This window comes from Actinoplanes sp. NPDC000266 (assembly GCF_042899005.1).
GTDB lineage: Bacteria > Actinomycetota > Actinomycetes > Mycobacteriales > Micromonosporaceae > Actinoplanes.
Genome location: NZ_JBIAZI010000004.1, coordinates 114,005 through 140,259, shown reverse-complemented (window position 1 = coordinate 140,259; position 26,255 = coordinate 114,005). Strand labels below are relative to the sequence as shown.

Here is a 26,255-nt window from a genome sequence, read left to right as displayed (position 1 = left end):
TGCCCGCGCCGCCCGCGCCCGCGCTGCCCGCGCCGCCCGCGCCCGCGCTGCCCGCGCCGCCCGCGCCCGCGCTGCCCGCGCCGCCCGCGCCCGCGCCGCCCGCGCCCGCGTTGCCCGCACCGCCCGCGTCCGTGCTGCCCGCACCCGCATCCGTGCTGCCCGCACCGCCCGCGTCCGTGCTGCCCGCACCCGCGTCCGCGCTGCCCGCGTGCGCGCTGTTAACGCCCGTGTCCACACCGCCCGTGCCGGAGCTGCTCGGGCTGTCGGGCAGGTGGCGGGTTTCGGTGAAGGCGTGGGCGTCGGTGACCCCGGCCTTGCTGGCGCCGGCCGCCACTGCGCTGTCGGCTGTATGGAGGGCCGCTCTGTCTGCCGCGCTGGCGATGAGCGGAGGAAGGGACGCCGTGCTGACGGCGGGCGGAGGGGGCGCCGCGTTGGCGGCGGGCGGAGAGGGTGTCGTGCTGGTGGTGGGCGGAGGGGGCGCCGCGTTGGCGGCGGGCGGAGAGGGTGTCGTGCTGGTGGTGGGCGGAGGGGACGCCGCGCTGGTGGGGGGCGGAGAGGGTGTCGTGCTGGTGGTGGGCGGAGGGGACGCTGCGCTGGTGGGGGGCGGAGAAGGTGCCGCGCTGGTGGTGGGCGGAGAGGGTTCCGTGCTGGCGGCGGGAAGAGAGGACGCCGCGCTGGTGGTGGGTGGAGGGGGCGCCGTAGTGGCGATCGTGCCGGGCTCGTCGAAGGGTTCGCCGGTTGGTGGGGTGTCGCTTTCAGTGAGCGCGGCTGTGGGGGCGGCGCCCTCGGGAGCGGTCACCGCCGGCTTGGTGAGCTGGGCCTCCACCCGGGCGTGGCGTGGGGGCACGGCCAGGCGCAGGACGTCGCAGAGGTTGCCCGCGTAGCGGTCGGCTATCGCCCGGGCCAGCCGGGTGATCTCGGGGTCGAGGACCTGCTCGGGGGAGACCACCTTTTCCAGGTACGCCAGTTTGCCGCCGTGTGGGGACGTCTCCGCCCGCTCCAGCAGGAAGCCGCTGACCAGCTGGCCGGCGAAGCGGACCTTCACCCGCACGCCCGGTTTTGCCGCCTCGTCGTCGGTGGACGCGACCAAGTAGTCGAAGAGGCGGTCGAGGTGGGGCAGCGGGACGTCGACGCACACGCGGGCCACCGGCAGGGTCTCTGCCGGTAACCGGTCTGCTCGTGTGCCCTTGGTTGCCATCGCAGCCATTCTGCCCGGACCCCCTGACATTTCCGGTGAGGGACCGGGGGATACGGATCACACATCCGATCGGATAAATAATCCGCTGCCATGTTACGTTCGGGGCCGGTCACTACGAACGGAGCTGGTCATGGACGTTTTTCTCACCGGAGGCAGCGCCTACGCCGGGGGTGTGGTGCTGGAGCGCCTCATCGAGGCCGGGCACCGGGTCGAGGCCCTGGCGCGATCGGAGCGGGCGGCCGCGCGTGTCGCCGAGTTGGGCGCGGACCCCGTGCGCGGGGATCTGGCCGACACCGGCCTGCTTCACGAAGCAGCCGAGCGGGCCGACGCCGTCGTGCACACCGCCGTCGACTACGCCGATCCGCGCATGGCCGACGTCGAAGGGGCGGCGCTGCGCGCCATGCTCATCGGCCGGCCTTTCGTCTACACCAGCACGGGCCTCGTCTACGGGGCGGGCCGGCGGGGCGAGGACGACCCGGTCGACGTGAGCACCTCGGCCCAGCCGCACAAGGTGCTCGGCGAGCGGGCCGTGCTGGCCGCCGGCGGCACCGTCCTCCGGGTGCCGCTCGTGCACGGGCGCGGTGGGTCGGGGCTGATTCGAGGGCTGATGGACGCCGGGCGTACGCAGAAGGTCGTGCCTTTCATCGGCGACGGCGCGCAGGTGTGGTCGGCGGTGCACGTGGACGATCTGGCCGATCTGTTCGTGCTGGCGCTGGAGAAGCCGCAGCCGGGGCGGATCTTCAACGCCGCACCGGGTGACACGTTCGAGATCGGGCAGCTCGCGCGGCTGATCGCGGAGCGCACGGGCGCGGCCGCCGTTTCGCTGACCCTGGAGCAGGCGCCGGCGCCGCTTTTGGTCCTGGCTCGCAGCGGGGGCATGGACGAAGGCCGGGCGCGCGAGACGTTCGGATGGGCGCCGGATCGGCCGTCGCTGCTCGATGATGTGCGGGGGGAGTCCTACTAGAGAGAATGTCCACCATGGATGCCGCTGAAGCCGTGAAGACCCTGCTGTCCCCGAGCGCCACCCACGACCCGGTGCCCGCCTACGCGGCGCTGCGCGAGCACGGGCCGGTGCTTCCGGTGGCCGACGGCTACTACTTCGTCTCCGGCTACGCGGCGGTGGATGGCATTCTGCGGGATCCGGCCATGGAGACGTACGACATCAAGCGTCTCGACAGCCGGTGGGACGACTGGCGTGACAACAAGGCGCTCGAACTGTTCGCCGACTCGATGTTGCGGTCCAACCCGCCGGACCACACCCGGATGCGCCGGCTCGCCGCGGGGGTCTTCACCGCGCGGCGGGTCGGCACGCTCCGCGCGGTGATCGAGGAGCAGGTCGCCGAGGCGCTCGACGGGCTGGACGACTCGGCCGACCTCATGTCGGAGCTCTGCTATCCGCTGCCGATCGGGGTGATCACCGCCCTGCTCGGGGTGCCGCCGGAGGATCGGGGACAGTTCCGGCGGCTGGCCGAGGCGCTGACCGCCGTGCTGGAGGTGCGGTGGACCCCGGAGGACGAGGCCGCGGCGCACGAGGCAGCGGTCGAGCTCGAGGACTACTTCATCCACCTTGTGGCGAAGAAGCAGCGGGAGCCGGGCGACGATCTCACCACGGCGCTGGCCAAGGGCGGGGAGCTGACCGGGAGAGAGCTTCTCGGCAACCTGATGCTGCTGCTCGTGGCCGGCTTCGAGACCACCACGAACCTGCTCGGCAACGGCATCGTGCTGCTACTTGATCATGAAAAGGCGCAGGCGCCGGTAGAGGAGATCCTCCGCTTCGACTCCCCGGTCCAGCTCACCGAGCGCTACGCCACAAAAAGCGTAAAAATCGGAAATGTCAACATCGAGGAAGGCGCCGAACTCGTCCTCCTGCTGGGAGCGGCCAACCGCGACCCCAACCGCTTCGAAAGAGCCGACGAATTCTGGCCCGAACGGCCCAACAACACCCCGCTGTCGTTCGGAGCGGGCGCCCACTACTGCCTGGGCGCACCCCTCGCGCGACTCGAGGCGCAGATCGCCCTGCCCGCCCTGTTCCAGCGGTTCCCCGAGATGCGCCTCGCCGGAAAACCGGAGCGCAGGCCGCGGATGAACCTGCGCGGCTGGCAGGCGCTGCCGGTGACGCTCGGCACGCCGGGGCACTCCGTAGACTAGTTGGGTGCCAGCCCACGATGTCAGGAGCCTTGTCGCGTGACAGTCCAGCCCATCCGTCTGTTCGGCGACCCGGTGCTCCGGTCGCCGGCCGATCTCGTCGTCGACTTCGACAAGGAACTGCGCCAGCTGGTCAAGGACCTCACCGAGACCATGCAGGACGAGGGCGGCGCCGGTCTGGCCGCCCCGCAGCTCGGCGTCGGCCTGCGGGTGTTCACCTTCGACGTGGATGACGTGGTCGGGCACATCGTCAACCCGGTGCTGTCGTTCCCGGACGACGAGGAGCAGGACGGTCCCGAGGGCTGCCTGAGCATTCCGGGCGTCTACATCGACACCAAGCGCCGCCAGCATGTGGTCGCCTCGGGCTTCAACCAGCACGGCGACCCCATCCAGCTGGTCGGCGACGGCCTGATGGCCCGCTGCGTGCAGCACGAGACCGACCACCTCGACGGGGTGCTGTTCATCGACCGGCTCGACGCCGCCGCTCGCAAGGACGCGATGAAGCAGATCAGGACCGCCGAGTGGTACGACGCCGGCAAGCCCCCCACGATCAAGGAGAGCCCGCACGGCCGGGGCATCTTCGGGCTGGGGCGGTGACCCGGTGCGCCTGATCTTCGCCGGCACGCCGGCCGTCACCCTCCCGAGTCTCGACGCGATCGCCGCCTCCGGTCACGAGCTGCTCGCCGTGGTCACCCGGCCCGACGCCCCGGCCGGGCGCGGGCGGCGCCTGGTCCGCTCGCCGGCCGGCGCCTGGGCCGACGAGCGCGGCATCGAGGTGCTCACCCCGGCCAAGCCGCGTGAGCCCGAGTTCCAGGAGCGCCTGCGCCAGCTCGCCCCCGACTGTGTGCCCGTGGTGGCGTACGGCGCTCTGGTCCCGCCGAGCGCCCTCGAGATCCCCAAGCACGGCTGGGTCAACCTGCACTTCTCGCTGCTGCCGGCCTGGCGCGGGGCCGCCCCCGTGCAACACGCCGTGCTGCACGGCGACGAGGTGACCGGGGCCAGCGTCTTCGAGCTCGAGGCCGGCCTCGACACCGGACCGGTCTACGGCACCCTGACCGAGGACATCCGGCCCACCGACACCTCCGGCGACCTGCTCGAGCGGCTCGCCACCGAGGGCGCGGGCCTGCTGGTGGCCGTGCTCGACGCGATCGAGTCCGGCGCCGCCCGGGCCCACGCGCAGCCGGCCGACGGCGTGAGTCTCGCGCCGAAACTGACCGTGGACGACGCGCGCGTCCGCTGGGACGACCCGGCGTTCGCCGTCGACCGCCGCGTCCGGGCGTGCACGCCCGCGCCGGGCGCGTGGACGACGTTGCGCGACGACCGGCTCAAGCTGGGGCCGGTGCGCCCGGTGGCCAACGCGCCCCGGCTCGCGCCGGGTGATCTGCTCGTCGAGCGCACCCAGGTGCTCGTGGGCACGGCGACCACACCGGTGGCGCTGGGTGAGGTGCGGGCCGCCGGCAAGAAGCCGATGCCGGCCACCGACTGGGCACGAGGGCTGCGGATCCAGCCGGGGGAGAAGCTTCAGTGACCGACCACAGGGCCAGCAGGCCGCACGGTTCCGGACGTCCGCGCCGCGGTGGCGAGGGACCGGGCTACGACCGTGACTCCCGTTCCGGGCGGGCGCCGCGCGCCGGCCGCCCGCCGTCCGACCCGGCCCGCCAGGCCGCGTACGAGGCGATTGCCGCCGTGCACCGCGACGACGCGTACGCCAACCTGGTCCTTTCCGAGATCCTGCGGGACATGGGGCTGGACGGGCGGGACGCCGCGTTCGCGACCGAGCTGGCCTACGGCACGCTGCGCACGCTGGGCACCCTCGACCTGATCATCGCCTCGGCGGCCGGCCGGGAGGTGTCCCGCATCGACCCGCCGGCCCGCGACGCGCTGCGGCTCGGCGCCTACCAGCTGCTGCACACCCGGGTCCCGGCCCACGCCGCGGTCAACCAGACCGTCGACCTGGTGCGCTCGGTCGCTCCCGGCGCGGCCGGTTTCGCCAACGCGGTGATGCGCACGATCTCCGAGACGTCGCTGGAGGCGTGGCTGGAGCGGCTGGCCCCGTCGTACGAGGAAGACCCGGTCGGCAACCTGTCGGTGCTGCACAACCACCCGCAGTGGATCATCCGGGCCTTCGAGGAGGCGCTGGGCGGTGACCTGGCCGACACGACCCGCCTGCTGATCGAGGACAACCAGCCCCCGACCGTCCACCTGTGCGCCCGCCCCGGCCGGGCCGACGCGGTCGAGCTGGCCGACGAGGTCGGCGGCGTCCCGGCCGCGTTCTCGCCGTACGCGGTCTACCTCAACGGCGGCTCCCCGCGCGAGCTGGCGGCCATCCGCGAGGGCCGCGCCCACGTGCAGGACGAGGGCTCCCAGCTGGTGGCGGCCGCGCTGCTGGCGGCGCCGATCGAGGGCCGCGACACCCGCTGGCTCGACCTGTGCGCCGGCCCCGGCGGCAAGACCGGCCTGATCGGCGCCATCGCGTCGGCCCGCGGCGCCGAGGTGACCGCGGTCGAGGTCGCCGAACACCGCGCCCGCCTGGTGGAGAAGGCGACCGAGGGCATGCCGGTCACGGTCCTGCCCATGGACGGCCGTTCCGTGGGCCGCGACCCCGACCTGCCCGAGGAGTCCTTCGACCGCGTGCTGGTCGACGCGCCGTGCACGGGCCTGGGCTCGCTGCGCCGCCGTCCCGAGTCGCGCTGGCGCCGTCAGCCGGCCGATCTTCCCCCGCTGACCAAGCTGCAGCGTGAGCTGCTGGTGGCGGCGCTGCGCGCGGTCCGCCCGGGCGGCGTGGTGGCCTATGTGACCTGCTCCCCGCACATGGTGGAGACCCAGGTGACGGTCACCGAGGGCGCCCGCCGCAGCGGCGTCGAGGTCGATTTCGTCGACGCCCGCCCGCTGCTCCCACCGGGTATGCCCGGCCTCGGCACCGGCCCGACCGTCCAGCTATGGCCGCACAAGCACGGCACTGACGCCATGTTCCTGGCCGTTCTGCGGAGGACCGCTTAGAGGTACGCCTTCTGAGCCACCCAACCGCAAGAACGCGGCTCCGTGGGCGCCCCGCGGCCTCTCTGCGACGAGAGGCCGCGGGGCGCCTTTCGCGTGTAGCGGTGGGCACGGCGACAATCTCCGCATGGAGTTACGTCCCGAGCTCTGCGCACCCGGGGTCACACCCCAGCGCCTGGCCGGCCTCCGCGCGGCCATCGGCCACATCGAGGAGCTGCTCGAGCGCGGTGAGCCGGCCGGCGGGGCGATCGCCGCGTTCAACGCCGACACCGGCCACGACTACACCGCGCCGGACTTCCGGGGCTACTGGGAGTCCCGCGACGCCGGGACTTCGCGCTCGAGGCGGCCCGCCCGGCCCGGCCGCGGGTGCCGGACGTGACCCGGGACGAGCTGGTCGAGGTGGTCCGCCGGATCGTCGAGGGCGACGTGGCCGACCAAGCGTACTACCTGCGGCTGCTGGAGGCCAACGTCGTGCACCCGCGGGTGAGCGAACTGATCTTCTTCCGGGACCTGCCGCCCGGGCACGTCGTCGACGAGGCGCTGAGTTACCGGCCGCTTCAGCGATAGACGTAGTGGATTTTGAGCTTCGCAACACCGGCGTTGCGGTAGGAGCCCGTCATCTTCTCGCCGTTGAGCCACAGGAAGCAGCGGATCGCCCGGTCGCCCTGGCTCCACGACTCCTTGTCGGGTGGGAAGCCCAGCCAGCCGACGCGGTTCTTGATGGTGTTGTCGTTCGGGATGCCGGTGAACTTGGCGATGGCCGCGTTGCAGCCTTTCTCCATCTCGGCCGCCGTGACCGCGGCCGCGGTGGGGCGCTTGCTCACGAACAGGCCGGCGAACTCCGTCGTGTGCTTCGACGCGCAGCTCAGCGTGCGCAGGCCGGTCACCTGGTCGCCCTCGACGGCGGCGTCGGCGCAGGTCATCCTCAGCTTGCCGGCGCCCTTCAAGCCGTCGCGGACGCTGCTGGACCGGCGGACCAGCGTGCCGTCGGCCGGCGCCGTCTCGGCCAGGTCGCAGCGGACCCAGCGGGCGCCGCCCGACCAGGCCTTGTCGCTGGGCAGGACGGGCTGGAGCAGGAGCCAGCCGGTGCGCCAGTCGCCGCCGACGAAGATGGCGGCCCGGGACGAGCACTCCTGGAAGGCCCGCGCGGCGCGGGTGGCCGTGGACACCTCGCCCAGGTCGGCCACCGCGAACGTCTCGGCCAGGTGGGGCTCGTCGCAGGAGACGCGGGAGTCGTCGTCGATCGTCGCCGTCTCGGCCAGGTCGGCGTGGCAGCCGCCGCCGATGGGACGGTATTGCAGCGCGGCCGGCGGGGTGTGCCAACCGTCGGTGAGATCGCCGTCGACGCCCTGGGGCAGCTCGGCGCACCCGGCCAGGGCGAGCAGCAAGGCGCCGGCCAGGGCGGCCGCCCACCTTCGCATCGTCACATCCCCCACTCCCGAATCAAGAGGGGTCACTCTATCGGTTGTCCACAGGCCGTGAAGACCGGCGGCCGAAGGCCATACACTTCAGCCGTGACACCATCGCCGATCATCGCCCCGAGCATTCTGGCCGCCGACTTCGCGCGTCTCGCCGATGAGGTGCGCGCGATCGAGGGCGCCGCCGACTGGGTGCACGTGGACGTCATGGACAACCATTTCGTGCCCAACCTGACGATCGGGTTGCCGGTGGTGCAGAGCCTGCGCAAGGCGACGGAGATCCCCTTCGACGTGCACCTGATGATCACCGATCCCGAGCGCTGGGCGCCGGGTTACGCCGAGGCCGGCGCGTACAACGTCACCTTCCACGCCGAGGCCTGCGAGGACCCGGTCCACCTGGCCAAGACGCTGCGCGCGGCCGGGGCCAAGGCGGGCCTGGCCATCGACCGGGACACCCCGGTGGAGCCCTATCTCGAGCTGCTTCCCTATGTGGACACCGTGCTCATCATGACCATCAAGGCCGGTTTCGGCGGGCAGAAGTTCATGCCCGAGATGCTGGGCAAGGTGCGTGACGTGCGGCGGCGCATCTCGGCAAAAGATCTTGATGTACGCCTGGAGGTCGACGGCGGCATCGCGGCCGACACCATCGAGCAGGCCGCCGAGGCCGGCGCCGACGCGTTCGTGGCCGGCACGGCGGTCTACGGGGCGGCCGATCCGGCCGAGGCGATCCGTAAGCTCCGTGCCCTCGCGGAAGGAGTCTCATGAGCACTGGGGTCATCCCCGACAAGCCCGACGAGCTCGGTCGCGAGCCCGATGACCGGCCCGACCTCATCCTGGTGGTCGACGACGACCAGGACATCGCCAGTTTCGTGGAGTTCAACCTCAAGGTCCACGGATACGACGTGGTCCGCGCCCGCGACGGGCAGGAAGCCCTCGAGGTGATGGACACCAAGCGGCCCGACCTGGCCGTGGTCGACTGGATGATGCCGCGCATGGACGGCGTCGAGCTGACCCGCCGGCTGCGCGCCGAGCCGCTCACCTCGGCCCTCCCGGTCATCATGCTGACCGCCAAGAGCATGACCGTCGACAAGGTGGTGGGCCTCACCGCCGGCGTCGACGACTATCTGGTCAAGCCGTTCGACACGGCCGAGCTGATCGCCCGCGTCTCCTCCACGCTGCGGCGCAACAAAGAGTTCCGCGAGGTGTCGCCGCTGACCGGCCTGCCCGGCAACGCCCGGGTCCGGCGCGAGATCGCCGACCGGATGAAGGCCGGCGGCGAATATTCGGTGGGCTACATCGACGTCGACCGGTTCAAGAGCGTCAACGACGTGTACGGCTTCGACCGCGGCGACGAGTTCATCACCGAGCTCGCCCGCAGTCTGCACCGGGCCGTGGTCGCGGTCGGCCCGCCCTCGATCTTCCTGGGGCACATCGGCGGCGACGACTTCGTCTTCATCTGCCACCCCGACCAGGTGCTGCCGCTGACCAAGCGCACGGTGACCGATTTCGAGCAGTCGGCCGACCAGCTGTACGACCCGGAGGACGCGCGGCGCGGCTACATCGAGGTGCCCGACCGGCGCGGCAACAAAAACCGGGCCGCCCTGGTGACCCTGTCCATCGGTGTGGCGCAGGCGACGGTCGACGGCCGCCGTTTCACCGATCCCCGGGTGGTGATCGCCGTGGCCTCCGAGATGAAGAAGGTCGCCAAGTCCCAGCCGGGTTCGTATGTCGCGATCGACCGCCGCCGCGCCGAATCCGAGGAAGAGGGCGAGCTCTAAGCCTCCGAGTTCCATCGCGCGTCATTTGCGGCTTTCGCCCAGTTTTCGCCGTGCATGCGGGGGTGATCCGCTGAGCACATGTGACATGTCTCGCCGAGGGATGGCAAAAACGATCGCACGTGCGAAACTCGGGGTTAACCCACCACGCGCTGGCGGGACTCGGTGAAATTCCGAACCGGCGGTGATCCGGCCTCCTTCAGGCCGGTAAGCCCGCGACCCGGACGTCGTCACCACGACGGACGGTGGACCTGGTGAAAATCCGGGGCCGACGGTTGATCGGGCGAAAGCTCGGTCAGACAGTCCGGATGGGAGACAGCGCGCGGAATCGGACCCTGCCCTCGGCAGATCCGGGGTGCGCGAAGCGTACCCTCGTGCCCGATTCCCGGCGTTTCCTCCCTCTTCCTCCAGCGCTGGCCAGCAGCGCGCGAGAGGAAGACGCGGATGGTGACCGAGGACGAGGCGATGCGCCGCGCGATCGCGCTGGCAGCCAGGGGCCTCGGCACGACCAGCCCCAACCCGGTGGTCGGCTGCATTCTGCTCGGCGCCGACGGCGAGATCGTCGGCGAGGGCTTCCACGCGTACGCCGGCGGGCCGCACGCCGAGATCGTGGCGCTGGCCCAGGCCGGCGAGCGGGCCCGCGGCGGCACCGCGGTCGTCACCCTCGAACCCTGTAACCACACCGGGCGCACCGGGCCGTGCAGCCAGGCGCTGATCAGCGCCGGCGTGCGCCGGGTGGTCATCGCCGTCGACGACCCGACCCCGGTCGCAGCCGGCGGGGCGGTCACCTTGCGGGCCGCGGGCATCCACGTCGAGACCGGTGTCCGCCGCCAGGAGGCCGGCCAGGGCAACGTCGCCTGGCTGACCGCGGTGCGGCGCGGCCGGCCATACGTGACCTGGAAGTTCGCCGCGACCCTGGACGGGCGGTCGGCGGCCGCCGACGGCACCAGCCAGTGGATCACCTCCGCGCCCGCCCGCACCGACGTGCACGCGCTGCGGGCCACGGTCGACGCGATCGTGGCCGGTGTCGGCACGGTCGTCACCGACGATCCGCACCTCACCGTCCGTGATCTGCGGGACGGCTCGCTGGCCATCAAACAGCCGTTGCGTGTGGTCGTCGACTCGTCCGGGCGTACACCGGAAACGGCGCGAGTGAACGACGCCGCCGCGCCCACCTGGATCGTCACCAACCGTGAGGTCGGCGCCGGGCCGGACGGGCGCGTCGACCTGAACGCCCTGCTGGCGGCGCTGTTCGGCCGGGGCATCCGCTCGGTGCTGCTGGAGGGCGGGCCGACGCTGGCCGGCGCTTTCCTCGCGGCCGGGCTGGTCGATCAGGTGGTCGGCTACGTCGCTCCGAAACTGCTCGGCGCGGGCCGGACCGCGCTCGTCGACGCGGGGGTCGCCACCATCGGCGACGCCATCGAACTCGAACTCACCGATATCGCGCAGATCGGCCCCGACCTGCGCTTCACCGCCACGCTCCGCCAAAAGGAGTCTTGATGTTCACCGGAATCGTCGAAGAGCTGGGTGAGGTAGTCGGCCTCAAGGACACGGGCGGCGACTCGGCCGTGCTCGCCGTGCGCGGGCCGCTGGTCACGTCGGACGCGCGGCACGGCGACTCGATCTCGGTCAACGGGGTCTGCCTCACCGTCATCGACAACGTGGACGGGGTCTTCACCGCCGACGTGATGGGCGAGACGCTGCGGCGCTCCTCGCTGGGCGCGCTGGAGGAGGGCAGCCCGGTCAACCTGGAGCGGGCGGCCGCGCTCGGCAGCCGCCTCGGCGGCCACCTGGTGCAGGGGCACGTGGACGGCGTCGCCCGGATCATCGCGCGGGAGCCGGCGGCGGACTGGGAGGTCGTGCGGTTCTCGCTGCCTTCCGACCTCGCGAAGTACGTCGTGGAGAAAGGCTCGATCACCGTGGACGGGGTGTCGCTGACCGTCATGGCGGTGGACGACGAGACGTTCAGCGTCGGCCTCATCCCGACCACCTCGAAGCTGACCGTGCTGGGTGGCAAGGACGCCGGCGACCCGGTGAACCTCGAAGTTGACGTGATCGCGAAGTACGTCGAGAAGATGCTGGGAGGCCGCAATGTTTGAGGACATCGAGCGGGCGATCAAGGACATCGCCGCCGGTAAGGCCGTCATCGTCGTCGACGACGAGGACCGCGAGAACGAGGGCGACCTGATCTTCGCGGCTGAGAAGGCCACGCCCGAGCTGGTCGCCTTCATGGTCCGCTATACGTCGGGCTACATCTGCGTGCCGATCCCGGAGTCGGAGGCCGACCGCCTCGACCTGCCCCCTCAGTTCCACACCAATCAAGACGCCCGGGGTACGGCCTATGCGGTGACCGTCGACGCTCGGGAAGGCGTGGCCACGGGCATCTCGGCCGCCGACCGGGCGCACACCATCCGCTTGCTCGCGTCCGCGGAGACCCAGCCCACCGACCTCACCCGCCCCGGGCACGTGGTGCCGCTGCGGGCCCGCGCCGGCGGCGTCCTGCGCCGGCCCGGGCACACCGAGGCCTCGATCGACCTGGCCGAGATGGCCGGGCTCCGGCCGGCCGGCGTGCTCTGCGAGATGGTGAACGACGACGGCACCATGCAGCGCCGCCCCGATCTGGAGAAGTTCGCGGTCGAGCACGACCTGGCCCTGATCACGATCGCCGACCTGGTCGCCTATCGCAAGCACCGCGAGTCGCAGGTGCAGCGGGTGGTCGAGACCCGGCTGCCGACCGAGCACGGCGACTTCACGGCGGTCGGATATCGCGCCCTGGTCGACAACGGCGAGCACGTGGCGCTGGTCTTCGGTGAGATCGGCGACGGCGAGGACGTGCTGGTGCGGGTGCACTCCGAGTGCCTGACCGGCGACGTCTTCGGCTCGAAGCGCTGCGACTGCGGCCCCCAGCTCGACGCGGCCCTGGAGAAGGTGGCGGCGGCCGGCCGCGGGGTGGTGCTCTACATGCGCGGGCACGAGGGCCGGGGGATCGGCCTGCTGCACAAGCTCCAGGCGTACCAGTTGCAGGACAAGGGCTTCGACACGGTCGACGCCAACCTGGAGCTGGGCCTGCCGGCCGACGCGCGCGATTACGGGACAGGGGCACAGATCCTGTACGACCTGGGCGTGCGCTCGATGCGGCTGCTGACCAACAACCCGGCCAAGCGGGCCGGGCTCGAGGGCTACGGCCTGACCATCACCGGCCGGGAGGAGCTGCCCGTGCGGCTGCACCCGGAGAACGTGCACTACCTGCGCACGAAGCGGGACCGCATGGGGCACCTGTTCGAGGCGTTGGGCTGACCGTGCCGTTTAATGACGCGATAATGTCCGATAAAGGGGGACGACATGGCCGGATTCGGTGACCCACACCTGCAGACCGTCGACGCGAAGGGGCTGCGCCTCGGCATCGTCGGCTCCCGGTGGCACGCCGACCTGATCGATCACATGATCGAGCGGGCCAAGGCGGCCGCCGAGGCGTGCGGCGTCGAGGACGTCGTGGTGCACCGGGTGGCGGGCGCGGTCGAGCTGCCGATCGTCGCCCAGGCCCTGGCCCGCCAGTGCGACGCGGTGGTCACCCTCGGCGTCGTCATCAAGGGCGAGACCGACCACTTCAAATACGTGAACGACTCGGTGACGGCCGGCCTGACCAGGGTCGCCCTGGACGAGTCGACCCCGGTCGGCCACGGCGTCCTGACCGTGCACAGCCTGGGCCAGGCCCGCGACCGCGCCGGCCTGGAGGACTCGGTCGAGGACAAGGGCTGGGCCACCGCGGTCGCCGTCCTGGACGCGGCCCTCGTGCTCCGCGAGCTCGGCAAGCCCTGACCGTCACCCGGCCCCGCCGGCCGTGGGTCAGGGCATCCTGGTGATGCGGACGGTCCGGTTGAGCGGGGTGCTGAGGCACTCCTGGCTGTCACAGACGACCACCTGCATGGCGAGCGTGGCTTTGCCGCGCTCGAACGGTGCGCCGGTGATGCTCGCGGTGACCCGCTGGGTGTAGAGCAGGCCCGTCCCGGAGCAGGTCAGCGCGGTCACCGCGGTGCCCTGAGCCAGGAGCCCGTCGGAGGGGCGGGCCTGGGCCACGGTCACCGTCGCCGTGCCGGTGGAGCCGGCCGGGCACTCGACGCCGAAGGCCACGTCGACGGCGGCGCCGCGGGCGGCGAGGGTCGTCCACAGGACGTCGACGGTCGCGGGCGGCGGGGTCAGGAGCAGCGCCGCCGCGGCGAGCGCGGGGGCGATCACTTGGTGATCCGGATGGTCTCGTCGAACGGGATGACCTCGCAGCCGGCGGGGTCGCAGACCGTTCGGACGGTACGGGCGGTGGCCGGGCCCCGGGTGAAGAGGGCGCCGGCCGGGTCGCGGTCGACGCGCAGGACCAGCTGCTGGGCGGCGCCGGTGCAGTCGGCCTTCTTGCGGCCGGTGCCCTGGGCGATCGCGGTGCCGTTGACCGCGGTCACCGTCACCTCGACCCGCAGGGTCGCGCCGGCCGGGCAGGTGGCGGAAAGCGTGACCCGCACCCGGGAACCGTCCAGGCGGAGCTCGGCCGCGTCGACTCTGGTGGCCGAGGGCGCTATCAGCAGTGGCGCCAGTAAAGCGGTGTAGAAGAGATGCATGGCGGTCCTTCCCCCGGGCAGGGGGCCGCCTTCCCCGTGTTCGGCGGTTCACCCCCGTGCCCGCCGTCACACCCTGTCATTGCCTGACTACGGCCGTCAATCTACAGTCGGCCGGCCTCGATGATCCGGGCCAGGAACTGCCTGGTGCGCGCCTCCACCGGTTCGCCCAGGACCTGCGCGGGCGGGCCCTGTTCGAGCACCTTGCCCTTGTCGAGGAAGGCGACCCGGTCGGCCACCTGCCGGGCGAAGCCCATCTCGTGCGTGGCCAGCACCATGGTCATGCCCTCGCCCTTGAGGTCGCGGATCATGGTGAGCACCTCGCCGACCAGTTCGGGGTCGAGGGCCGAGGTGACCTCGTCGAGCAGCAGCAGCCGCGGGTTGTTGACCAGCGCGCGCACGATCGCCACGCGCTGCTGCTGGCCGCCGGAGAGACGGTCCGGATAGGCGCCGGCCTTGTCGGCCAGCCCGACCCGCTTCAGCCACTCGTGTGCCTGCTCGCGCGCCTCGGCCACCGGCCTCTTGTGCACGCGCACCGGGGCCAGCGTGATGTTGTCGAGGACGGTCATGTGCGGGAACAGGTTGTACGACTGGAAGACCAGGCCGATCTTCTGCCGTACGACATCAGGGTCGACCCGGGGGTCGGTGATGTCCTCGCCGTCGAGCCGGATCGTGCCGTCGTCGATCTCGGCCAGCAGGTTCACGCAGCGCAGCAGCGTCGACTTGCCCGAACCGGAGGCGCCGATCAGCGCGACCACCTCGTGCTCGCCGACGTCCAGCGTGAGCCCGTCGAGCACGACGTTGGCCCCGAACGTCTTCCGGACGTCCTCACAGGAGAGCACCATGTCAGGTCCCCGCGTTCTGGCGGCGGGCGGCCCGCAGCGTCACGAAGTCGGTGATCCCGATCAGCGGCAGGGCCAGAAGGACGAAGAGCACACCGGCGACGACGTACGGCGTGAAGTTCGCGTCCGAGGCCACGCCGATCTGCGCCGCGCGGATCGCGTCGATCGGACCGGCCAGCGAGATCAGCCCCACGTCCTTCTGCATGGCCACGGTGTCGTTCAGCAGCGGGGGCGCCGACCGCCGTACGGCCTGTGGCAGCACCACGTGGCGCATCGCCTGCCGGTAGCTGAGCCCGAGCGAGCGGGCCGCCGCGACCTGGCTCGGATGCACCGACTCGATGCCGGAGCGGATCACCTCGGCCAGATAGGCGCCGTACGTGATGACGATGGCGGCGCCACCGAGCACGGTCACGCTCGGCGTGCCCTGAAGGCGCAGGCCCGGGATGCCGAACGCGAACAGGTAGATCACGATGATCAGCGGCAGGCCGCGGAACGAGTACGTGTACGCCGTCGCGAGCGCGCGGACCGGGAAGAAGACCGGGCCGCGCAGCGTGCGCAGGATGGCGATCAGCAGGCCGAGGGCCAGGGCGCAGGCGGCGCAGACCACGAAGAGCCGGATGTTGAGCCACAGGCCCTCGAGGATCGCCGGAAGGTACTCCCGGGCCACGTCGGGGTCGAAGAACGACTGCTTGACCCGGTCCCAGCCGGGTGCCCCGGTGATCAGGAAGCCGAGCAGGACCCCGAGCACCGCCGTGGAGAGCGCGGCGAGCAGCACGGACCGGATGGCTTGCTTGCGTCGGTAAGCAATCCGGCCGCGCTGAGTGGCGCTTGGTTCGTAGAGCTCGGTTGTCACTGCAGTTCTTTGGCCCCGCCCGAGTCGGCCAGCCAGGTCTTCTCCAGCACGGCGAGGGTGCCGTCCTGGCGCAACTGGTCGACCGCCTGGCTGACGCAGCTGGTCAGCACCGAGTCCTTGTCGAGCACCAGCCCGAACTGCTCCGGCGTGCCCACCTGCGGGAGCTGGCCGACGATGACGCCGTTGTCGAGCTCGGCCGAGGTCATGTAGAACGCGGTCGGCAGATCGACCACGATGCCGTCGACCGTGCCGTTGACCAGGGCCGCCTTGGCGTCGTCGTTGTTGTTGAAGACCGACGGCTGGCTGCTCGGCTTGATCAGGTCGGTGATCGCCTGGTAGCTGGTCGTGCCGACCTGGGCGCCGAGCTTCGCGCCCTTGAGGTCGGCGATCGAGGCGGCCGAGGCGATCTTCGAGCCCTTGGTGGTGATCACCGTCTGGCGGACCAGGTAGTAGGGCGACGAGAAGTCGACCGCGTTACGCCGTTCGGGTGTGATCGAGAACTCGTTGATGTCGAAGTCGAACGCCTTCGGGCCCGGCGCGATGGCGTTGTTGAACGTCACAGAGGTCCAGATCACGTTGTCCTGTGCGTACCCGAGACGCTGGGCGACCTGGTACGCCACGGCCGATTCGAACCCTTTGCCGTTCTTGGGGTCGTTGTCGGAGAACCACGGCTCGTACGCGGGGTTGTCGGTGCCGATCGTCAGCTTGCCAGCCGTCTTGGTGGTGAGCGCGCCAGCAGGGCAGACGTTCCCCGAGGACGAGGCGGACGCGGTGGGGGACGAGTTTTCGTCGGCGGGAGCGCAGCCCGCCAGGGCGGCGACCAGCAGCGCGGCGCCACCGAGGGAGGTGAGGGTGTTTCGGCTGACCATGTCCGGCAGCCTAGGCCACGTCTCACCTGCTGGGGCCGTTCGTCGCCATCCCGTGACGAGTTGGCAAAATGCTCACCGTGAAGACGTTCGAAGAGCTGTTCGCCGAGCTTCAGGCGAAAGCGGTGGCCAAGCCCGAGGGGTCGTCCACCGTCGCCGCCCTGGAGCGCGGAGTCCACTTCATCGGGAAGAAGGTCGTCGAGGAGGCGGCCGAGTCCTGGATGGCCGCCGAGCACGAGGGCCCCGAGCGGGCCGCCGAGGAGATCTCCCAACTGCTCTACCAGGCCCAGGTCCTGATGATCGCCACTGGTCTCGAGCTCAAGGATGTCTACCGACATCTGTGACGTGCCGCCCCGATGAGTTCGCCATCGATCAAGAGGAGCACGTCAATGCTGCGCATCGCCGTACCCAACAAGGGGACCCTGTCCCAGCCCGCGTCCCAGATGCTGCGTGACGCCGGCTACCGCCAGCGCACCGACCCCAAGGACCTCGCCTGCCGCGACGAGGCCAACAACGTCGAGTTCTTCTACCTGCGGCCCCGCGACATCGCCACGTACGTCGGCTCGGGCGACCTCGACCTCGGCATCACCGGCCGCGATCTGCTGGTCGACTCGGGCGTCCCGGCCAGCGAGGTGCTCGACCTGAACTTCGGCGGGGCCACATTCCGCTGGGCCGCGCCGGCCGACAGCCCGATCACGGCCGACGAGATCGGCGGCCGGCGCATCGCCACCGCGTACCCGGGTGTGGTGGAGCGCTATCTGGCCGAGCGGGAGCTCAAGGCCGATGTCGTACGCCTCGACGGCGCGGTGGAGAACGCGGTCCGCCTCGGCGTGGCCGACCTGATCGCCGACGTGGTCGAGACCGGCGCCACGCTGCGCCAGGCCGGGCTGGTCACCTTCGGCGAGCCGCTGCTGCGCTCGTCGGCCATCCTGATCGGCCGCCCCGAGGAGCAGGCGGGAGCCGCCCAGCTCATCCGCCGTCTCCAGGGTGTGCTGGTCGCCCGCAGCTACGTGATGCTGGCCTACGACGTGCGGGCCGACCTGCTCGACCAGGCGACCGGGCTGACCCCGGGCATCGAGTCGCCGACGGTCTCGCCGCTGCACCGCGAGGGCTGGGTCGCCGTGCAGGCGATGGTCCCGCGCCGCGACGTACACCGGATCATGGACGAGCTGTACGAACTGGGCGCTCGCGCCATCCTCGTCACCGATATCGCGAATTGCAGGTTGTAACGTGACCGTTGTGGATGCCAAGCCGGTGGTCTATCGGCCTTTGAAGATCCGGTGGGTGGCCGTGCCGCTCGCGGCCGGTGTCGCGCTGCTGTTCACCGTGCTGAGCTTCGGCCTGCACGGATCGGCCGGCTTCGACAACTCCGGCACGTTCCAGCGCGGCGACCAGGCCGCCATGATCGGCCTCGGGATCCTGATCGGCCTGGGCATCCTGGCCTTCTGCCGTCCCAAGGTCACCGCCGACGCCGACCACATCAAGATCCGCAACGTGGTGGGCGGCTACGACCTGCCGTGGTCGGTGGTGCGCAAGGTGCGCTTCGACCGCAACTCGCCCTGGGCCCAGCTGGAGCTCCACGACGAGGAGCAGATCTCGATCCACGCGCTCCAGGCGGCCGACAAGGACTACGCGGTCGAGGGCGTGCGCACCCTGCGCCAGCTGCATCAGGCCGCCGTCGAAGCCTGATCCGGAGTACCTGCTAGACTTCACGGCAGTCGACCACGCCCATGCGCAAGCAGGGGCGCGAAAGAGGAGCCCGCTGGCTCCCACCCGCAGTCCTCGTTAATTCGTAGGGCCGGGTCCGGTCACCCGCAACGGGAATATTTCCGTCGCGGGGTGCGTCCTCATGGGCGCCGATGACCGGTCGAGCGGGCCCCGGCATGCGCTTTTTCTCAAAAGCGCGAGCGGGGCCTTCTGCTTTCCCGGCGCCCGGAAACCGAGGGTGCGGGGCCGACCGACATTGGCAGCGGTCCCCGCACAGGCGGGGATGATCCACGTTCTGAGGAGGCCCCATCAGCGTCGAACCACGCGTTAACGAACAGATCCGGGCTCGTGAGGTCCGACTGGTCGGCCCCGAGGGTGAGCAGGTGGGCATCGTCCCGCTCGAGCGCGCTCTCCAGCTGGCCGCGGACGTCGATCTGGACCTGGTCGAGGTTGCTCCGATGGCGCGGCCGCCGGTGTGCAAGCTCATGGACTTCGGCAAGTTCAAGTACGAGAGCGCACTGAAGGCACGCGAAGCGCGGCGCAACCAGCAGCAGACCGTCATCAAGGAAATGAAGCTCCGCCCGAAGATCGACCCGCACGACTACGAGACCAAGAAGGGTCACGTGGTGCGGTTCCTCAAGGCGGGCGACAAGGTCAAGGTGACGATCATGTTCCGCGGTCGCGAGCAGAGTCGCCCGGAGCTGGGTTTCCGGCTCCTGCGCCGGCTCAGCGAAGAGATCTCGGAGCTGGGTTTTGTCGAGGCCAGTCCGAAGCAGGACGGCCGAAACATGATCATGGTGCTGGCCCCGCATCGGGCCACGAAGGCCGCCGCCGTGGCGGCCAACGTCGCCGCCGCCAAGCCTGGCCGTGAGCCGCGTGAGGGCGAGGGCGAGGCCGTCGCGCCTGACGCTCCCGCCGAAACCACCGCAGAGTAGACAGCTTTTCCGTGCGACGTGGGGCCGACCGGCCCCTCGCTCGCATGGAAAGATCAGAAAGAGGCTCAAGTGCCTAAGTTCAAGCCGCACACCGGCACGGGCAAGCGGGTGAAGGTCACCGGCAAGGGCAAGCTCCGCACGGAGCAGGCCGGTAAGCGCCACCTGCTCGAGGGCAAGTCCTCGCACGTCACGCGCCGTATGACGGGCACCACCGCCGTCGCCAAGGCGGACATCCCGCGAGTGAAGAAGCTGCTCGGCCGCTGACGCGCGCCACACACGTTCCCCTGTTAGGAGTACTGAAATGGCACGCGTCAAGCGGGCAGTCAACGCCCAGAAGAAGCGTCGCACGTTGCTGGAGACCGCCAGCGGATATCGCGGTCAGCGCTCCCGCCTTTACCGCAAGGCCAAGGAGCAGGTGCTGCACTCGATGCAGTACTCGTACCGTGACCGTCGTGACCGCAAGGGCGACTTCCGCCAGCTGTGGATCACGCGTATCAACGCGGGGGCCCGGGCCAACGGCCTGACCTACAACCGCCTCATCCAGGGCCTCAAGCTGGCCGGCGTCGAGGTGGACCGCAAGATCCTGGCCGACCTCGCGGTGAACGACGCCGCCGCCTTCGCGGCGATCGTCGAGGTCGCGCGGGCCGCCGTGGCGGCCGAGGGCACCGGCGGCGCCGCCGCTCAGGCTGCCTGATTTCGAAGATTCATCCAGGGCGCTTCCCGTGCGAACGGGGAGCGCCCTGCTTCGTGGAGAGCCCGGATGACCTTTACGTCTCGTACACCTCGGGTTGTAGCGGCCCGTAAGTTGCAGCGCCGCAAGGACCGCGACCAGACCGGCCGATTCCTCGCCGAAGGACCGCAGGCGGTCCGGGAGGCGCTCGCCGCCGGGGTCGTCCTCGAGCTTTTCGGCACGGGCGACGGGCTTTCCCGGTACGCCGAACTGGCGGCACAGGCGCAGGTCGTCTCGCCGGTCGACGACGACGGGCTGGCCTCGCTGGCCGAGACGGTCAACCCGCAGGGGCTGGTCGCGGTCTGCGAACGGGTCGACGTGCCGATCCACGAGGCGCTGGCCAAGCAGCCCCGGCTGGTCGCGGTCGTGGCCGAGATCCGCGACCCGGGCAACGCGGGCACGATCCTGCGCACCGCGGACGCGGCCGGAGCGGACGCGGTGATCTTCGCCGGGGACGCCGTGGACCCGTACAACGGGAAATGCGTCCGCGCCTCGGCCGGATCGTTGTTTCATGTAGATGTGGTCCGTGCCCCGCTCGACGTCGTTCCCGAACTGACTGCCGCCGGTCTGCAGGTGCTCGCCACCAGCGGATACGGCGCCGACGACCTGGACTCCCTGGCCGATGACGGCGTGCTGGCCGCGCCGACCGCCTGGATGTTCGGGTCGGAGGCGCACGGCCTGCCCTCGTCGGTGCTCTCCGAGGCCGACCGGCAGGTGCGCGTGCCGATCTACGGCGCCGCCGAGAGCCTGAACCTGGCCGCGGCCGCCGCCGTCTGCCTGTACGCGTCGGCCCGGGCCCAGCGCTGATGCGCGCCGTCGTCTACGACGCGGTCGGCGCCCCGCCGCGGGTGGCCGACGTCCCCGAGCCGGACTGCCCGCCCGACGGCGCGGTGGTCGACGTGCGGGCCACCGGGATCTGCCGCTCCGACTGGCACGCCTGGCGCGGGCACGACCCGGTGCCGCTGCCGCACATCCCCGGCCACGAGTTCGCCGGTGTCGTCGCCGCGGTCGGGCCTTCGGTGCGCGGTTTCACGGTCGGGGACCGGGTCACCGCGCCGTTCGTCAACGGCTGTGGCTGGTGCCCGTTCTGCCTGGCCGGCCGGGCCCAGATCTGCCCCAACCAGACCCAGCCCGGCTTCACCCATCCCGGGTCGTACGCCGAGAAGGTCCAGGTGCGGGCGGCCGACACCAACCTCGTGCGGCTGCCCGACGCCGTCGACTTCGTGCCGGCGGCGGCGCTGGGGTGCCGGTTCGCGACGGCCTTCCGGGCGCTGACCGGGCACGGCCCGGTGGCCGAGGACGCGGTGGTCGCCGTCTACGGCTGCGGGGGAGTCGGGCTCTCGGCGGTGATGATCGCTACGGCGCTGAAGCTGCGGGTGCTCGCCCTCGACCCGTCGCCGGCGGCCACGGCGATGGCCGCCTCCCTCGGCGCGGTCGTGGTGCCGTCGGTGGTCGGCGAGGCCGACATCGCCATCGACGCCTACGGCTCACCCGAGACGGCCGAGGCTTCGGTACGGAGTCTGCGGCGCGGCGGGCGGCACGTGCAGGTCGGCCTGATGCTCGGCGTCGCCGCGCGGGCGCCGCTGCCCTGGGACCTCGTCGTCTCGCAGGAGCTGGAGATCGTCGGCTCGCACGGGATGGCCGCCGTCGACTATCCGCCGATGCTCGATCTCGTGGCCCGCGGCCGGCTCGATCCGGGCCGCCTGGTCGTCGAGGTCGTCGACCTGTCCGGGGCCGGTGCGGCCCTGACCGCGATGGATTCGCCGATCCCGGGCCACGCGGGTATCACGGTCGCTGTCCCCTCGTGACGACCGCTATGCTGGGACACATGCCAGGACACTCGATGCTGTTTAGCCGGCCCGCTGGTCGCGGGCGCTAGGCATCTGTTCCTGCGTTCTCCCTGACCGGTGGGCTGCGGCCCAGCCGCGCGTCCGTAGACTGCCTTCGGCTCATCCGGTGTGAGGGAGTTCGCCCGACCATGTCTTATCGCAACGATCCGTACGACCCGAAGCAGGCTGCCCTGCTCGACCCGGCCGCCCTCGAGGCCGCCGTGGACGACGCGCGCAAGGCCTTCGACGCCGCGGCCGACCTCGACGCGCTGGCCGCGCTCAAGCCCCTGCACCTGGGTGACCGCTCGCCGGTCTCGCTGGCCCGCCGGGAGATCGGCTCGCTGCCGCCGGCCGCCAAGTCCGACGCCGGAAAGCGGGTCAACCTGGCCCGCCAGTCCGTGCAGGGCGCGTACGACTCCCGCCAGGCCGAGCTGGAGCTCGACCGCGCGGCCAAGGTCCTGGTCCAGGAGCGCGTCGACGTCACCCTGCCGTGGGACCGCGCCCCGCGCGGCGCCCGCCACCCGCTGACCACGCTCATGGAGCACATGGGCGACCTGTTCGCGGGCATGGGCTACGACATCGTGGAGGGTCCCGAGCTCGAGCTCGAGTGGGCCAACTTCGACGCGCTGAACATCGGGCCCGACAACCCGGTCCGCGGCGCCATGGACACGTTCTACGTCGACCTGCCCGGCCTGGTCATGCGCACCCACACGTCGCCCGGCCAGGTCCGCTCGATGATCGCCAAGCAGCCGCCGATCTACGTGGTCAGCCCCGGCCGGGCCTACCGCTCGGACGAGCTGGACGCCACCCACAGCCCGGTCTTCCACCAGATCGAGGGCCTGGTCGTCGACGAGGGCATCACCATGGCCCACCTGCGCGGCACCCTCGACCACTTCGCCAAGGCGATGTTCGGTCCCGGCGCGCGCACCCGCTGGCGTCCCCACTACTTCCCGTTCACCGAGCCCAGCGCCGAGTTCGACGTCTGGTTCGAGCAGCACCGCGACGGCCCGCGCTGGGTCGAGTGGGGTGGCTGCGGCATGGTCAACCCGCGGGTGCTGACCGCCTGCGGCATCGACCCCGGCCGCTATTCCGGTTTCGCCTTCGGCATGGGCGTGGAGCGCACCCTGATGTTCCGCAACGGGGTCAGCGACATGCGCGACATCGTCGAGGGCGACATCCGCTTCACCACGAACTTCGGAATGGAGGTCTGACGCGATGAAGACCACGCTCTCGTGGCTGCGCGAGTACGTCGAGCTGCCCGCTGACCTCACCGCCGCTCAGCTCGACTCGGCCCTGACCAACCTGGGCATGGAGGTCGAGTCGATCGTCGACCAGACCGCCACCATCAAGGGTGACCTGGTCGTCGGGCGGGTGCTGACGATCGAGGAGCTGACCGGCTTCAAGAAGCCGATCCGGTTCACCACGGTCGATGTCGGCTCTTCTTCGCCGCAAGAGATCGTTTGCGGGGCGAGGAACTTCGCCGAGGGCGACCTCGTCGTGGTGATCCTCCCCGGCGGCGAGCTGCCGGGCGGGTTCAAGATCGGTGCGCGCAAGACGTACGGCCGCAACTCCAACGGCATGATCTGCTCCGCGGCCGAGCTGGGGCTCAGCGGAGACCACTCCGGCATCATCGTGCTGCCCGCCGATTCGGCCACGCCGGGCACCGACGCGCGCGGGGCCGTCGGTCTCGACGACGTCGTGGTCGAGGTCGAGATCACCCCGGATCGCGGCTACGAGATGAGCCTGCGCGGCCTCGCTCGCGAGCTCTCCTACGCGTTCTCGGCCGCCTACACCGACCCCGCGGCCATCGCGGCGGCTTCTCCTACGGCCGATTCGCCCTTCCCTGTATCGGTCGAGGACACCGTCGGCTGCGACCGGTTCTCGGCGCGCGTCGTGCGGGGGATCGACCCGAATGCCAAGTCGCCCGACTGGATGCAGAAGCGGCTGGTCGCGGCCGGCATCCGGGCCATCTCGCTGCCGGTCGACATCACGAACTACCTGATGCTCGAGCTCGGGCAGCCGATGCACGTCTTCGACCTCAACCGGCTCAACGGCGGCCTCGTGGTGCGCCGGGCCCGGCCCGGGGAGAAGCTGACCACCCTGGACGGTGTGGCCCGCGTGCTCGACGCCGAGGACATGGTGATCTGCGACGACACCGGCCCGATCTCGCTGGCCGCGGTGATGGGCGGCGAGACCAGCGAATGGCAGCCGGACACGGTGGACGTGCTGCTCGAGGCCGCGCACTGGGATCCGGTGATGGTCGGCCGTACGGCCCGGCGCCACAAGCTGTTCAGCGAGGCGGCCAAGCGCTGGGAGCGCGGCGTCGACCCGCAGCTGACGCTTGTCGCGTTGGAACGCGCGGTGCAGATCCTGACCTCGCACGCCGGCGGCACGGTCGATCCTCTCGTGCTCGACATCGACCACGTGGTCGCGCCCTCCCCGATCGCCCTCGACCCGGCGCTGCCCGCCCAGCGGATCGGCCTCGCCTACTCGTCCGCGGACGTCGTGAAGCTGCTCTCGCAGGTCGGCTGCCAGGTGCGGGAGACCGTGCCGCTCGAGGTCACGCCGCCGTCGTGGCGCCCCGACCTGCTCGCGCCGATCGACCTGGTGGAGGAGGTGGCCCGCCTCGGCGGGTACAACGACATCCCCAGCATCCTGCCGCCGGCCCGCGGTGGCGCCGGCATCACGCCGGCCCAGCGCCGCCGCCGCACGGTGGGCCGGGCCCTGGCCGAGAACGGCTACGTCGAGGTGCTGTCGTACCCGTTCGTGGCGCCGTCGGCGGCCGACCAGCTCGGATATCCGGCCGACGACCCGCGGCGCAGCGCGGTCCGGCTGACCAACCCGCTGTCCGAGCAGGAGCCGCTGCTGCGCACGTCGCTGCTGCCCACGCTGCTCGCGACGCTCAAGCGCAACCTGGGCCGCGGTCACCGCGACCTGGCCGTCTTCGAGACCGGCCTGGTCTTCCTCCCGACGCTGGCGACGACCGCGCCGCCGGCCATGGGCGTCGACCGCAAGCCGGCCGAGGACGAGTGGCAGGCGGCGAACGCGATCGTCCCGAAGCAGCCGTGGCACCTGGCCGCGGCGGTGACCGGCGACATCGCCCCCGCCGGCTGGTGGGGCGCGGGCCGCGAGGCCACGTGGGCGGACGCGATCGAGGCGGCCCGCATCGCGCTGTCGGCGGCCGGCATCACGGCCGGCCGGGTGACGGTGGCGGCGGCCGAGCTGGCGCCGTGGCACCCGGGCCGCTGCGCGGCGATCAGCGTCGACGGCGAGGTGGTGGGCCACGCGGGTGAGCTCCACCCGGCTGTCGTGTCGGCGTTGGAGCTGCCGAGGCGTACGAGCGTGATGGAACTTGATCTGGACGCCGTGCCCGCGGCGCCGGTCACGCAGGCGAAGAAGATCTCGTCCTTCCCGCCCGCGCTGATCGACGTGGCGCTGGTGGTCGACGCCGGCACCCCGGCCGCCGCTGTCTCATCCGTGTTGGAGCAGGGCGCGGGCGAGCTGCTCGAGTCGGTCGCGCTGTTCGACCTGTACGAGTCGGAGCAGCTCGGCGAGGGCCGGAAGTCGCTGGCCTACAAGCTGACCTTCCGCGCCCCCGACCGCACGCTGACCTCGGAGGAGACCCTGGCCGCGCGCGACGCCGCGGTGGCCGCGGTGGCCGAGCGTTTCGGGGCTACCCTGCGGGGCGCCTGACGTCCGCTTCCCCGGGGCGGTGGTGACACTCCCCGGGGAACACCCGCCGCAGCTCATCGGCGATCGCCTCGCGGGCGGCGATCGCCGCCGGCTCGGTGTAGGCGTGCAACCGCAGCCCTTCGGTGAGGGCCAGAAGGCGTACGGCGGCCGCGGTCTCGTCGGTGTCGTCGGGAACCTCGCCGCACTCCTTGCCGTTCTGAACCGCCTGCGTGATCGTCCCGCGGATGTGTGAGTTGCTGCGGCCCAGCGCCGCCGCCAGCTTCGGGTTGTCCACCGTGCGGCCGGTGAAGGCCAGCTCCACCCGGCACTCGCGGCGCCTCTTCTCGTCCAGGGGCAGGAGCTCCGTCAGCGCGTCGAGCAGGATCTCCTCGATCCTGGCTCCCTTCTTGTCGGCTTTTTTCGCCTCGTCCTGCACGGTGTCCTCTTGGCGTTCACGGATCATCGTGAAGGCGTGCAGCAGCATGTCGTCTTTTGTCCGAAAATAGTGCTGCACCAGACCGACCGAGATGCCGGCCGCCTTGGCCGTCCGGGCGACGGTGACGGCGTCGAAGCCCTCGGTCGCCACGAGCTGCTCGACGGCCTCGGCGACCTGACGGCGGCGTGCTTCATGATCAGCGGTCCTCGCCATTGCGTAACCATATAGCGATACGGTTTAATGCCATA

General features: G+C 71.2%; 31 protein-coding genes and 1 riboswitch. Of the genes, 23 read left to right on the top strand and 8 right to left on the bottom strand.

Going from position 1 to position 26,255, the window contains the following annotated elements; translation table 11 throughout:
* A partial coding sequence (locus ACFY36_RS17125) for a primosomal protein N' family DNA-binding protein (protein WP_499746940.1) occupies nt 1-1,198 on the bottom strand: 1,198 nt, incomplete at its 3' end.
* Between the two features lie 130 nt (nt 1,199-1,328).
* Between ACFY36_RS17125 and ACFY36_RS17120 the strand changes: the two genes are divergently transcribed.
* The 7 genes from ACFY36_RS17120 to ACFY36_RS17090 all read left to right on the top strand — a co-directional run bounded on the left by ACFY36_RS17120 (nt 1,329) and on the right by ACFY36_RS17090 (nt 6,907).
* Entirely contained in the window at nt 1,329-2,162 is an 834-nt protein-coding gene (locus ACFY36_RS17120) for an NAD-dependent epimerase/dehydratase family protein (RefSeq protein ID WP_499746939.1), read from the top strand.
* 14 nt (nt 2,163-2,176) lie between these two features.
* A complete protein-coding gene (locus tag ACFY36_RS17115; protein WP_499746938.1) occupies nt 2,177-3,346 on the top strand; it encodes a cytochrome P450 in 1,170 nt (389 codons plus the stop codon).
* 36 nt (nt 3,347-3,382) lie between these two features.
* On the top strand, nt 3,383-3,940 hold the full coding sequence (gene def, locus ACFY36_RS17110; protein WP_499746937.1) for a peptide deformylase: 558 nt from the start codon (nt 3,383-3,385) through the stop codon (nt 3,938-3,940).
* 4 nt (nt 3,941-3,944) lie between these two features.
* Nucleotides 3,945-4,871, top strand: coding sequence for a methionyl-tRNA formyltransferase (gene fmt, locus ACFY36_RS17105; RefSeq protein ID WP_499746936.1), 927 nt, complete (start codon nt 3,945-3,947; stop codon nt 4,869-4,871).
* Nucleotides 4,868-6,343 carry an RsmB/NOP family class I SAM-dependent RNA methyltransferase gene (locus ACFY36_RS17100; RefSeq protein ID WP_499746935.1) on the top strand — a complete coding sequence of 492 codons (1,476 nt, stop codon included), beginning with the start codon at nt 4,868-4,870 and terminating at the stop codon, nt 6,341-6,343. Before fmt ends, ACFY36_RS17100 begins: the two co-directional genes overlap by 4 nt.
* Nucleotides 6,344-6,467: 124 nt before the next feature.
* Nucleotides 6,468-6,719, top strand: a complete 252-nt coding sequence (locus ACFY36_RS17095; protein WP_499746934.1) for a hypothetical protein — start codon at nt 6,468-6,470, stop codon at nt 6,717-6,719.
* Nucleotides 6,716-6,907 carry a bacteriocin immunity protein gene (locus ACFY36_RS17090; protein WP_499746933.1) on the top strand — a complete coding sequence of 64 codons (192 nt, stop codon included), beginning with the start codon at nt 6,716-6,718 and terminating at the stop codon, nt 6,905-6,907. Before ACFY36_RS17095 ends, ACFY36_RS17090 begins: the two co-directional genes overlap by 4 nt.
* Here the strand turns inward: ACFY36_RS17090 and ACFY36_RS17085 are convergent.
* On the bottom strand, nt 6,898-7,761 hold the full coding sequence (locus ACFY36_RS17085) for a septum formation family protein (protein ID WP_499746932.1): 864 nt from the start codon (nt 7,759-7,761) through the stop codon (nt 6,898-6,900). The genes ACFY36_RS17090 and ACFY36_RS17085 overlap by 10 nt on opposite strands.
* Nucleotides 7,762-7,854: 93 nt before the next feature.
* On the opposite strand from ACFY36_RS17085, the gene rpe reads away from it, so the two are divergent.
* The 6 genes from rpe (at nt 7,855) to ribH (ending at nt 13,352) form a co-directional block, all read left to right on the top strand.
* Entirely contained in the window at nt 7,855-8,523 is a 669-nt protein-coding gene (gene rpe, locus ACFY36_RS17080; RefSeq protein ID WP_360239233.1) for a ribulose-phosphate 3-epimerase, read from the top strand.
* Complete coding sequence (locus ACFY36_RS17075; protein WP_499746931.1) at nt 8,520-9,536, top strand: GGDEF domain-containing response regulator; 1,017 nt, start codon at nt 8,520-8,522, stop codon at nt 9,534-9,536. The genes rpe and ACFY36_RS17075 overlap by 4 nt, the downstream gene beginning before the upstream one ends.
* A gap of 144 nt (nt 9,537-9,680) precedes the next feature.
* Nucleotides 9,681-9,857: riboswitch (FMN riboswitch) on the top strand.
* Nucleotides 9,858-9,977: 120 nt separating this feature from the next.
* Nucleotides 9,978-11,033 carry a bifunctional diaminohydroxyphosphoribosylaminopyrimidine deaminase/5-amino-6-(5-phosphoribosylamino)uracil reductase RibD gene (gene ribD, locus ACFY36_RS17070; RefSeq protein ID WP_499746930.1) on the top strand — a complete coding sequence of 352 codons (1,056 nt, stop codon included), beginning with the start codon at nt 9,978-9,980 and terminating at the stop codon, nt 11,031-11,033.
* Nucleotides 11,033-11,632 (top strand): riboflavin synthase, encoded by a 600-nt coding sequence (locus ACFY36_RS17065; protein ID WP_499746929.1) that lies wholly within the window; start codon nt 11,033-11,035, stop codon nt 11,630-11,632. The genes ribD and ACFY36_RS17065 overlap by 1 nt, the downstream gene beginning before the upstream one ends.
* Complete coding sequence (locus ACFY36_RS17060) at nt 11,625-12,830, top strand: bifunctional 3,4-dihydroxy-2-butanone-4-phosphate synthase/GTP cyclohydrolase II (RefSeq protein ID WP_499746928.1); 1,206 nt, start codon at nt 11,625-11,627, stop codon at nt 12,828-12,830. The genes ACFY36_RS17065 and ACFY36_RS17060 overlap by 8 nt, the downstream gene beginning before the upstream one ends.
* Before the next feature lie 45 nt (nt 12,831-12,875).
* Nucleotides 12,876-13,352: a 6,7-dimethyl-8-ribityllumazine synthase gene (ribH, locus tag ACFY36_RS17055; protein WP_499746927.1), complete on the top strand. Its 477-nt coding sequence runs from the start codon at nt 12,876-12,878 to the stop codon at nt 13,350-13,352.
* Between the two features lie 27 nt (nt 13,353-13,379).
* On the opposite strand, the gene ACFY36_RS17050 is transcribed toward ribH, so the two are convergent.
* The 5 genes from ACFY36_RS17050 to ACFY36_RS17030 all read right to left on the bottom strand — a co-directional run bounded on the left by ACFY36_RS17050 (nt 13,380) and on the right by ACFY36_RS17030 (nt 16,701).
* Nucleotides 13,380-13,769: a hypothetical protein gene (locus tag ACFY36_RS17050; RefSeq protein WP_499746926.1), complete on the bottom strand. Its 390-nt coding sequence runs from the start codon at nt 13,767-13,769 to the stop codon at nt 13,380-13,382.
* Entirely contained in the window at nt 13,766-14,140 is a 375-nt protein-coding gene (locus ACFY36_RS17045) for a hypothetical protein (protein WP_499746925.1), read from the bottom strand. The genes ACFY36_RS17050 and ACFY36_RS17045 overlap by 4 nt, the downstream gene beginning before the upstream one ends.
* A gap of 101 nt (nt 14,141-14,241) precedes the next feature.
* A complete protein-coding gene (locus tag ACFY36_RS17040) occupies nt 14,242-14,982 on the bottom strand; it encodes an amino acid ABC transporter ATP-binding protein (RefSeq protein ID WP_499746924.1) in 741 nt (246 codons plus the stop codon).
* Nucleotide 14,983: 1 nt separating this feature from the next.
* On the bottom strand, nt 14,984-15,832 hold the full coding sequence (locus ACFY36_RS17035) for an amino acid ABC transporter permease (RefSeq protein ID WP_499746923.1): 849 nt from the start codon (nt 15,830-15,832) through the stop codon (nt 14,984-14,986).
* A complete protein-coding gene (locus ACFY36_RS17030; protein ID WP_499746922.1) occupies nt 15,829-16,701 on the bottom strand; it encodes an ABC transporter substrate-binding protein in 873 nt (290 codons plus the stop codon). The genes ACFY36_RS17035 and ACFY36_RS17030 overlap by 4 nt, the downstream gene beginning before the upstream one ends.
* A gap of 77 nt (nt 16,702-16,778) precedes the next feature.
* On the opposite strand from ACFY36_RS17030, the gene ACFY36_RS17025 reads away from it, so the two are divergent.
* From ACFY36_RS17025 to pheT, 10 genes are all read left to right on the top strand, one after another.
* Nucleotides 16,779-17,042, top strand: coding sequence for a phosphoribosyl-ATP diphosphatase (locus ACFY36_RS17025; protein ID WP_499746921.1), 264 nt, complete (start codon nt 16,779-16,781; stop codon nt 17,040-17,042).
* Between the two features lie 45 nt (nt 17,043-17,087).
* A complete protein-coding gene (gene hisG / locus ACFY36_RS17020; RefSeq protein WP_499746920.1) occupies nt 17,088-17,927 on the top strand; it encodes an ATP phosphoribosyltransferase in 840 nt (279 codons plus the stop codon).
* 10 nt (nt 17,928-17,937) lie between these two features.
* Nucleotides 17,938-18,387 carry a PH domain-containing protein gene (locus ACFY36_RS17015; RefSeq protein ID WP_499747546.1) on the top strand — a complete coding sequence of 150 codons (450 nt, stop codon included), beginning with the start codon at nt 17,938-17,940 and terminating at the stop codon, nt 18,385-18,387.
* A gap of 326 nt (nt 18,388-18,713) precedes the next feature.
* Complete coding sequence (infC, locus tag ACFY36_RS17010; protein WP_097324695.1) at nt 18,714-19,340, top strand: translation initiation factor IF-3; 627 nt, start codon at nt 18,714-18,716, stop codon at nt 19,338-19,340.
* A gap of 69 nt (nt 19,341-19,409) precedes the next feature.
* Nucleotides 19,410-19,604, top strand: a complete 195-nt coding sequence (gene rpmI, locus ACFY36_RS17005; protein ID WP_097324698.1) for a 50S ribosomal protein L35 — start codon at nt 19,410-19,412, stop codon at nt 19,602-19,604.
* 37 nt (nt 19,605-19,641) lie between these two features.
* Nucleotides 19,642-20,034 carry a 50S ribosomal protein L20 gene (rplT, locus tag ACFY36_RS17000; protein ID WP_097324701.1) on the top strand — a complete coding sequence of 131 codons (393 nt, stop codon included), beginning with the start codon at nt 19,642-19,644 and terminating at the stop codon, nt 20,032-20,034.
* 66 nt (nt 20,035-20,100) lie between these two features.
* The gene (locus ACFY36_RS16995) at nt 20,101-20,877 is read left to right on the top strand and encodes a TrmH family RNA methyltransferase (protein WP_499746919.1); all 777 of its coding nucleotides are present in this window, start codon (nt 20,101-20,103) and stop codon (nt 20,875-20,877) included.
* Nucleotides 20,877-21,878, top strand: a complete 1,002-nt coding sequence (locus tag ACFY36_RS16990; protein ID WP_499746918.1) for an alcohol dehydrogenase catalytic domain-containing protein — start codon at nt 20,877-20,879, stop codon at nt 21,876-21,878. The genes ACFY36_RS16995 and ACFY36_RS16990 overlap by 1 nt, the downstream gene beginning before the upstream one ends.
* 170 nt (nt 21,879-22,048) lie before the next feature.
* Entirely contained in the window at nt 22,049-23,110 is a 1,062-nt protein-coding gene (pheS, locus tag ACFY36_RS16985) for a phenylalanine--tRNA ligase subunit alpha (RefSeq protein ID WP_499746917.1), read from the top strand.
* Between the two features lie 4 nt (nt 23,111-23,114).
* The gene (gene pheT / locus ACFY36_RS16980; RefSeq protein ID WP_499746916.1) at nt 23,115-25,592 is read left to right on the top strand and encodes a phenylalanine--tRNA ligase subunit beta; all 2,478 of its coding nucleotides are present in this window, start codon (nt 23,115-23,117) and stop codon (nt 25,590-25,592) included.
* On the opposite strand, the gene ACFY36_RS16975 is transcribed toward pheT, so the two are convergent.
* Nucleotides 25,573-26,220, bottom strand: coding sequence for a TetR/AcrR family transcriptional regulator (locus ACFY36_RS16975; protein ID WP_499746915.1), 648 nt, complete (start codon nt 26,218-26,220; stop codon nt 25,573-25,575). The two genes, pheT and ACFY36_RS16975, sit on opposite strands and share 20 nt — an antisense overlap.
* Nucleotides 26,221-26,255: the final 35 nt, after the last annotated feature.

Excerpts from the sequence above, each read along its gene's own strand:
- ACFY36_RS17030 (WP_499746922.1), bottom strand. The coding sequence starts at position 16,701 with ATGGTCAGCCGAAACACCCTCACCTCCCTCGGTGGCGCCGCGCTGCTG.
- pheT (WP_499746916.1), top strand. The coding sequence starts at position 23,115 with ATGAAGACCACGCTCTCGTGGCTGCGCGAGTACGTCGAGCTGCCCGCT.
- ACFY36_RS17085 (WP_499746932.1), bottom strand. The coding sequence starts at position 7,761 with ATGCGAAGGTGGGCGGCCGCCCTGGCCGGCGCCTTGCTGCTCGCCCTG.
- ACFY36_RS17095 (WP_499746934.1), top strand. The coding sequence starts at position 6,468 with ATGGAGTTACGTCCCGAGCTCTGCGCACCCGGGGTCACACCCCAGCGC.
- ACFY36_RS17065 (WP_499746929.1), top strand. The coding sequence starts at position 11,033 with ATGTTCACCGGAATCGTCGAAGAGCTGGGTGAGGTAGTCGGCCTCAAG.
- ACFY36_RS16975 (WP_499746915.1), bottom strand. The coding sequence starts at position 26,220 with ATGGCGAGGACCGCTGATCATGAAGCACGCCGCCGTCAGGTCGCCGAG.
- ACFY36_RS17040 (WP_499746924.1), bottom strand. The coding sequence starts at position 14,982 with ATGGTGCTCTCCTGTGAGGACGTCCGGAAGACGTTCGGGGCCAACGTC.
- ACFY36_RS17115 (WP_499746938.1), top strand. The coding sequence starts at position 2,177 with ATGGATGCCGCTGAAGCCGTGAAGACCCTGCTGTCCCCGAGCGCCACC.
- ACFY36_RS17045 (WP_499746925.1), bottom strand. The coding sequence starts at position 14,140 with ATGCATCTCTTCTACACCGCTTTACTGGCGCCACTGCTGATAGCGCCC.
- ribH (WP_499746927.1), top strand. The coding sequence starts at position 12,876 with ATGGCCGGATTCGGTGACCCACACCTGCAGACCGTCGACGCGAAGGGG.
- rplT (WP_097324701.1), top strand. The coding sequence starts at position 19,642 with ATGGCACGCGTCAAGCGGGCAGTCAACGCCCAGAAGAAGCGTCGCACG.
- ACFY36_RS17120 (WP_499746939.1), top strand. The coding sequence starts at position 1,329 with ATGGACGTTTTTCTCACCGGAGGCAGCGCCTACGCCGGGGGTGTGGTG.
- pheS (WP_499746917.1), top strand. The coding sequence starts at position 22,049 with ATGTCTTATCGCAACGATCCGTACGACCCGAAGCAGGCTGCCCTGCTC.
- ACFY36_RS16990 (WP_499746918.1), top strand. The coding sequence starts at position 20,877 with ATGCGCGCCGTCGTCTACGACGCGGTCGGCGCCCCGCCGCGGGTGGCC.
- ACFY36_RS16995 (WP_499746919.1), top strand. The coding sequence starts at position 20,101 with ATGACCTTTACGTCTCGTACACCTCGGGTTGTAGCGGCCCGTAAGTTG.
- hisG (WP_499746920.1), top strand. The coding sequence starts at position 17,088 with ATGCTGCGCATCGCCGTACCCAACAAGGGGACCCTGTCCCAGCCCGCG.
- ACFY36_RS17075 (WP_499746931.1), top strand. The coding sequence starts at position 8,520 with ATGAGCACTGGGGTCATCCCCGACAAGCCCGACGAGCTCGGTCGCGAG.
- ACFY36_RS17060 (WP_499746928.1), top strand. The coding sequence starts at position 11,625 with ATGTTTGAGGACATCGAGCGGGCGATCAAGGACATCGCCGCCGGTAAG.
- ribD (WP_499746930.1), top strand. The coding sequence starts at position 9,978 with ATGGTGACCGAGGACGAGGCGATGCGCCGCGCGATCGCGCTGGCAGCC.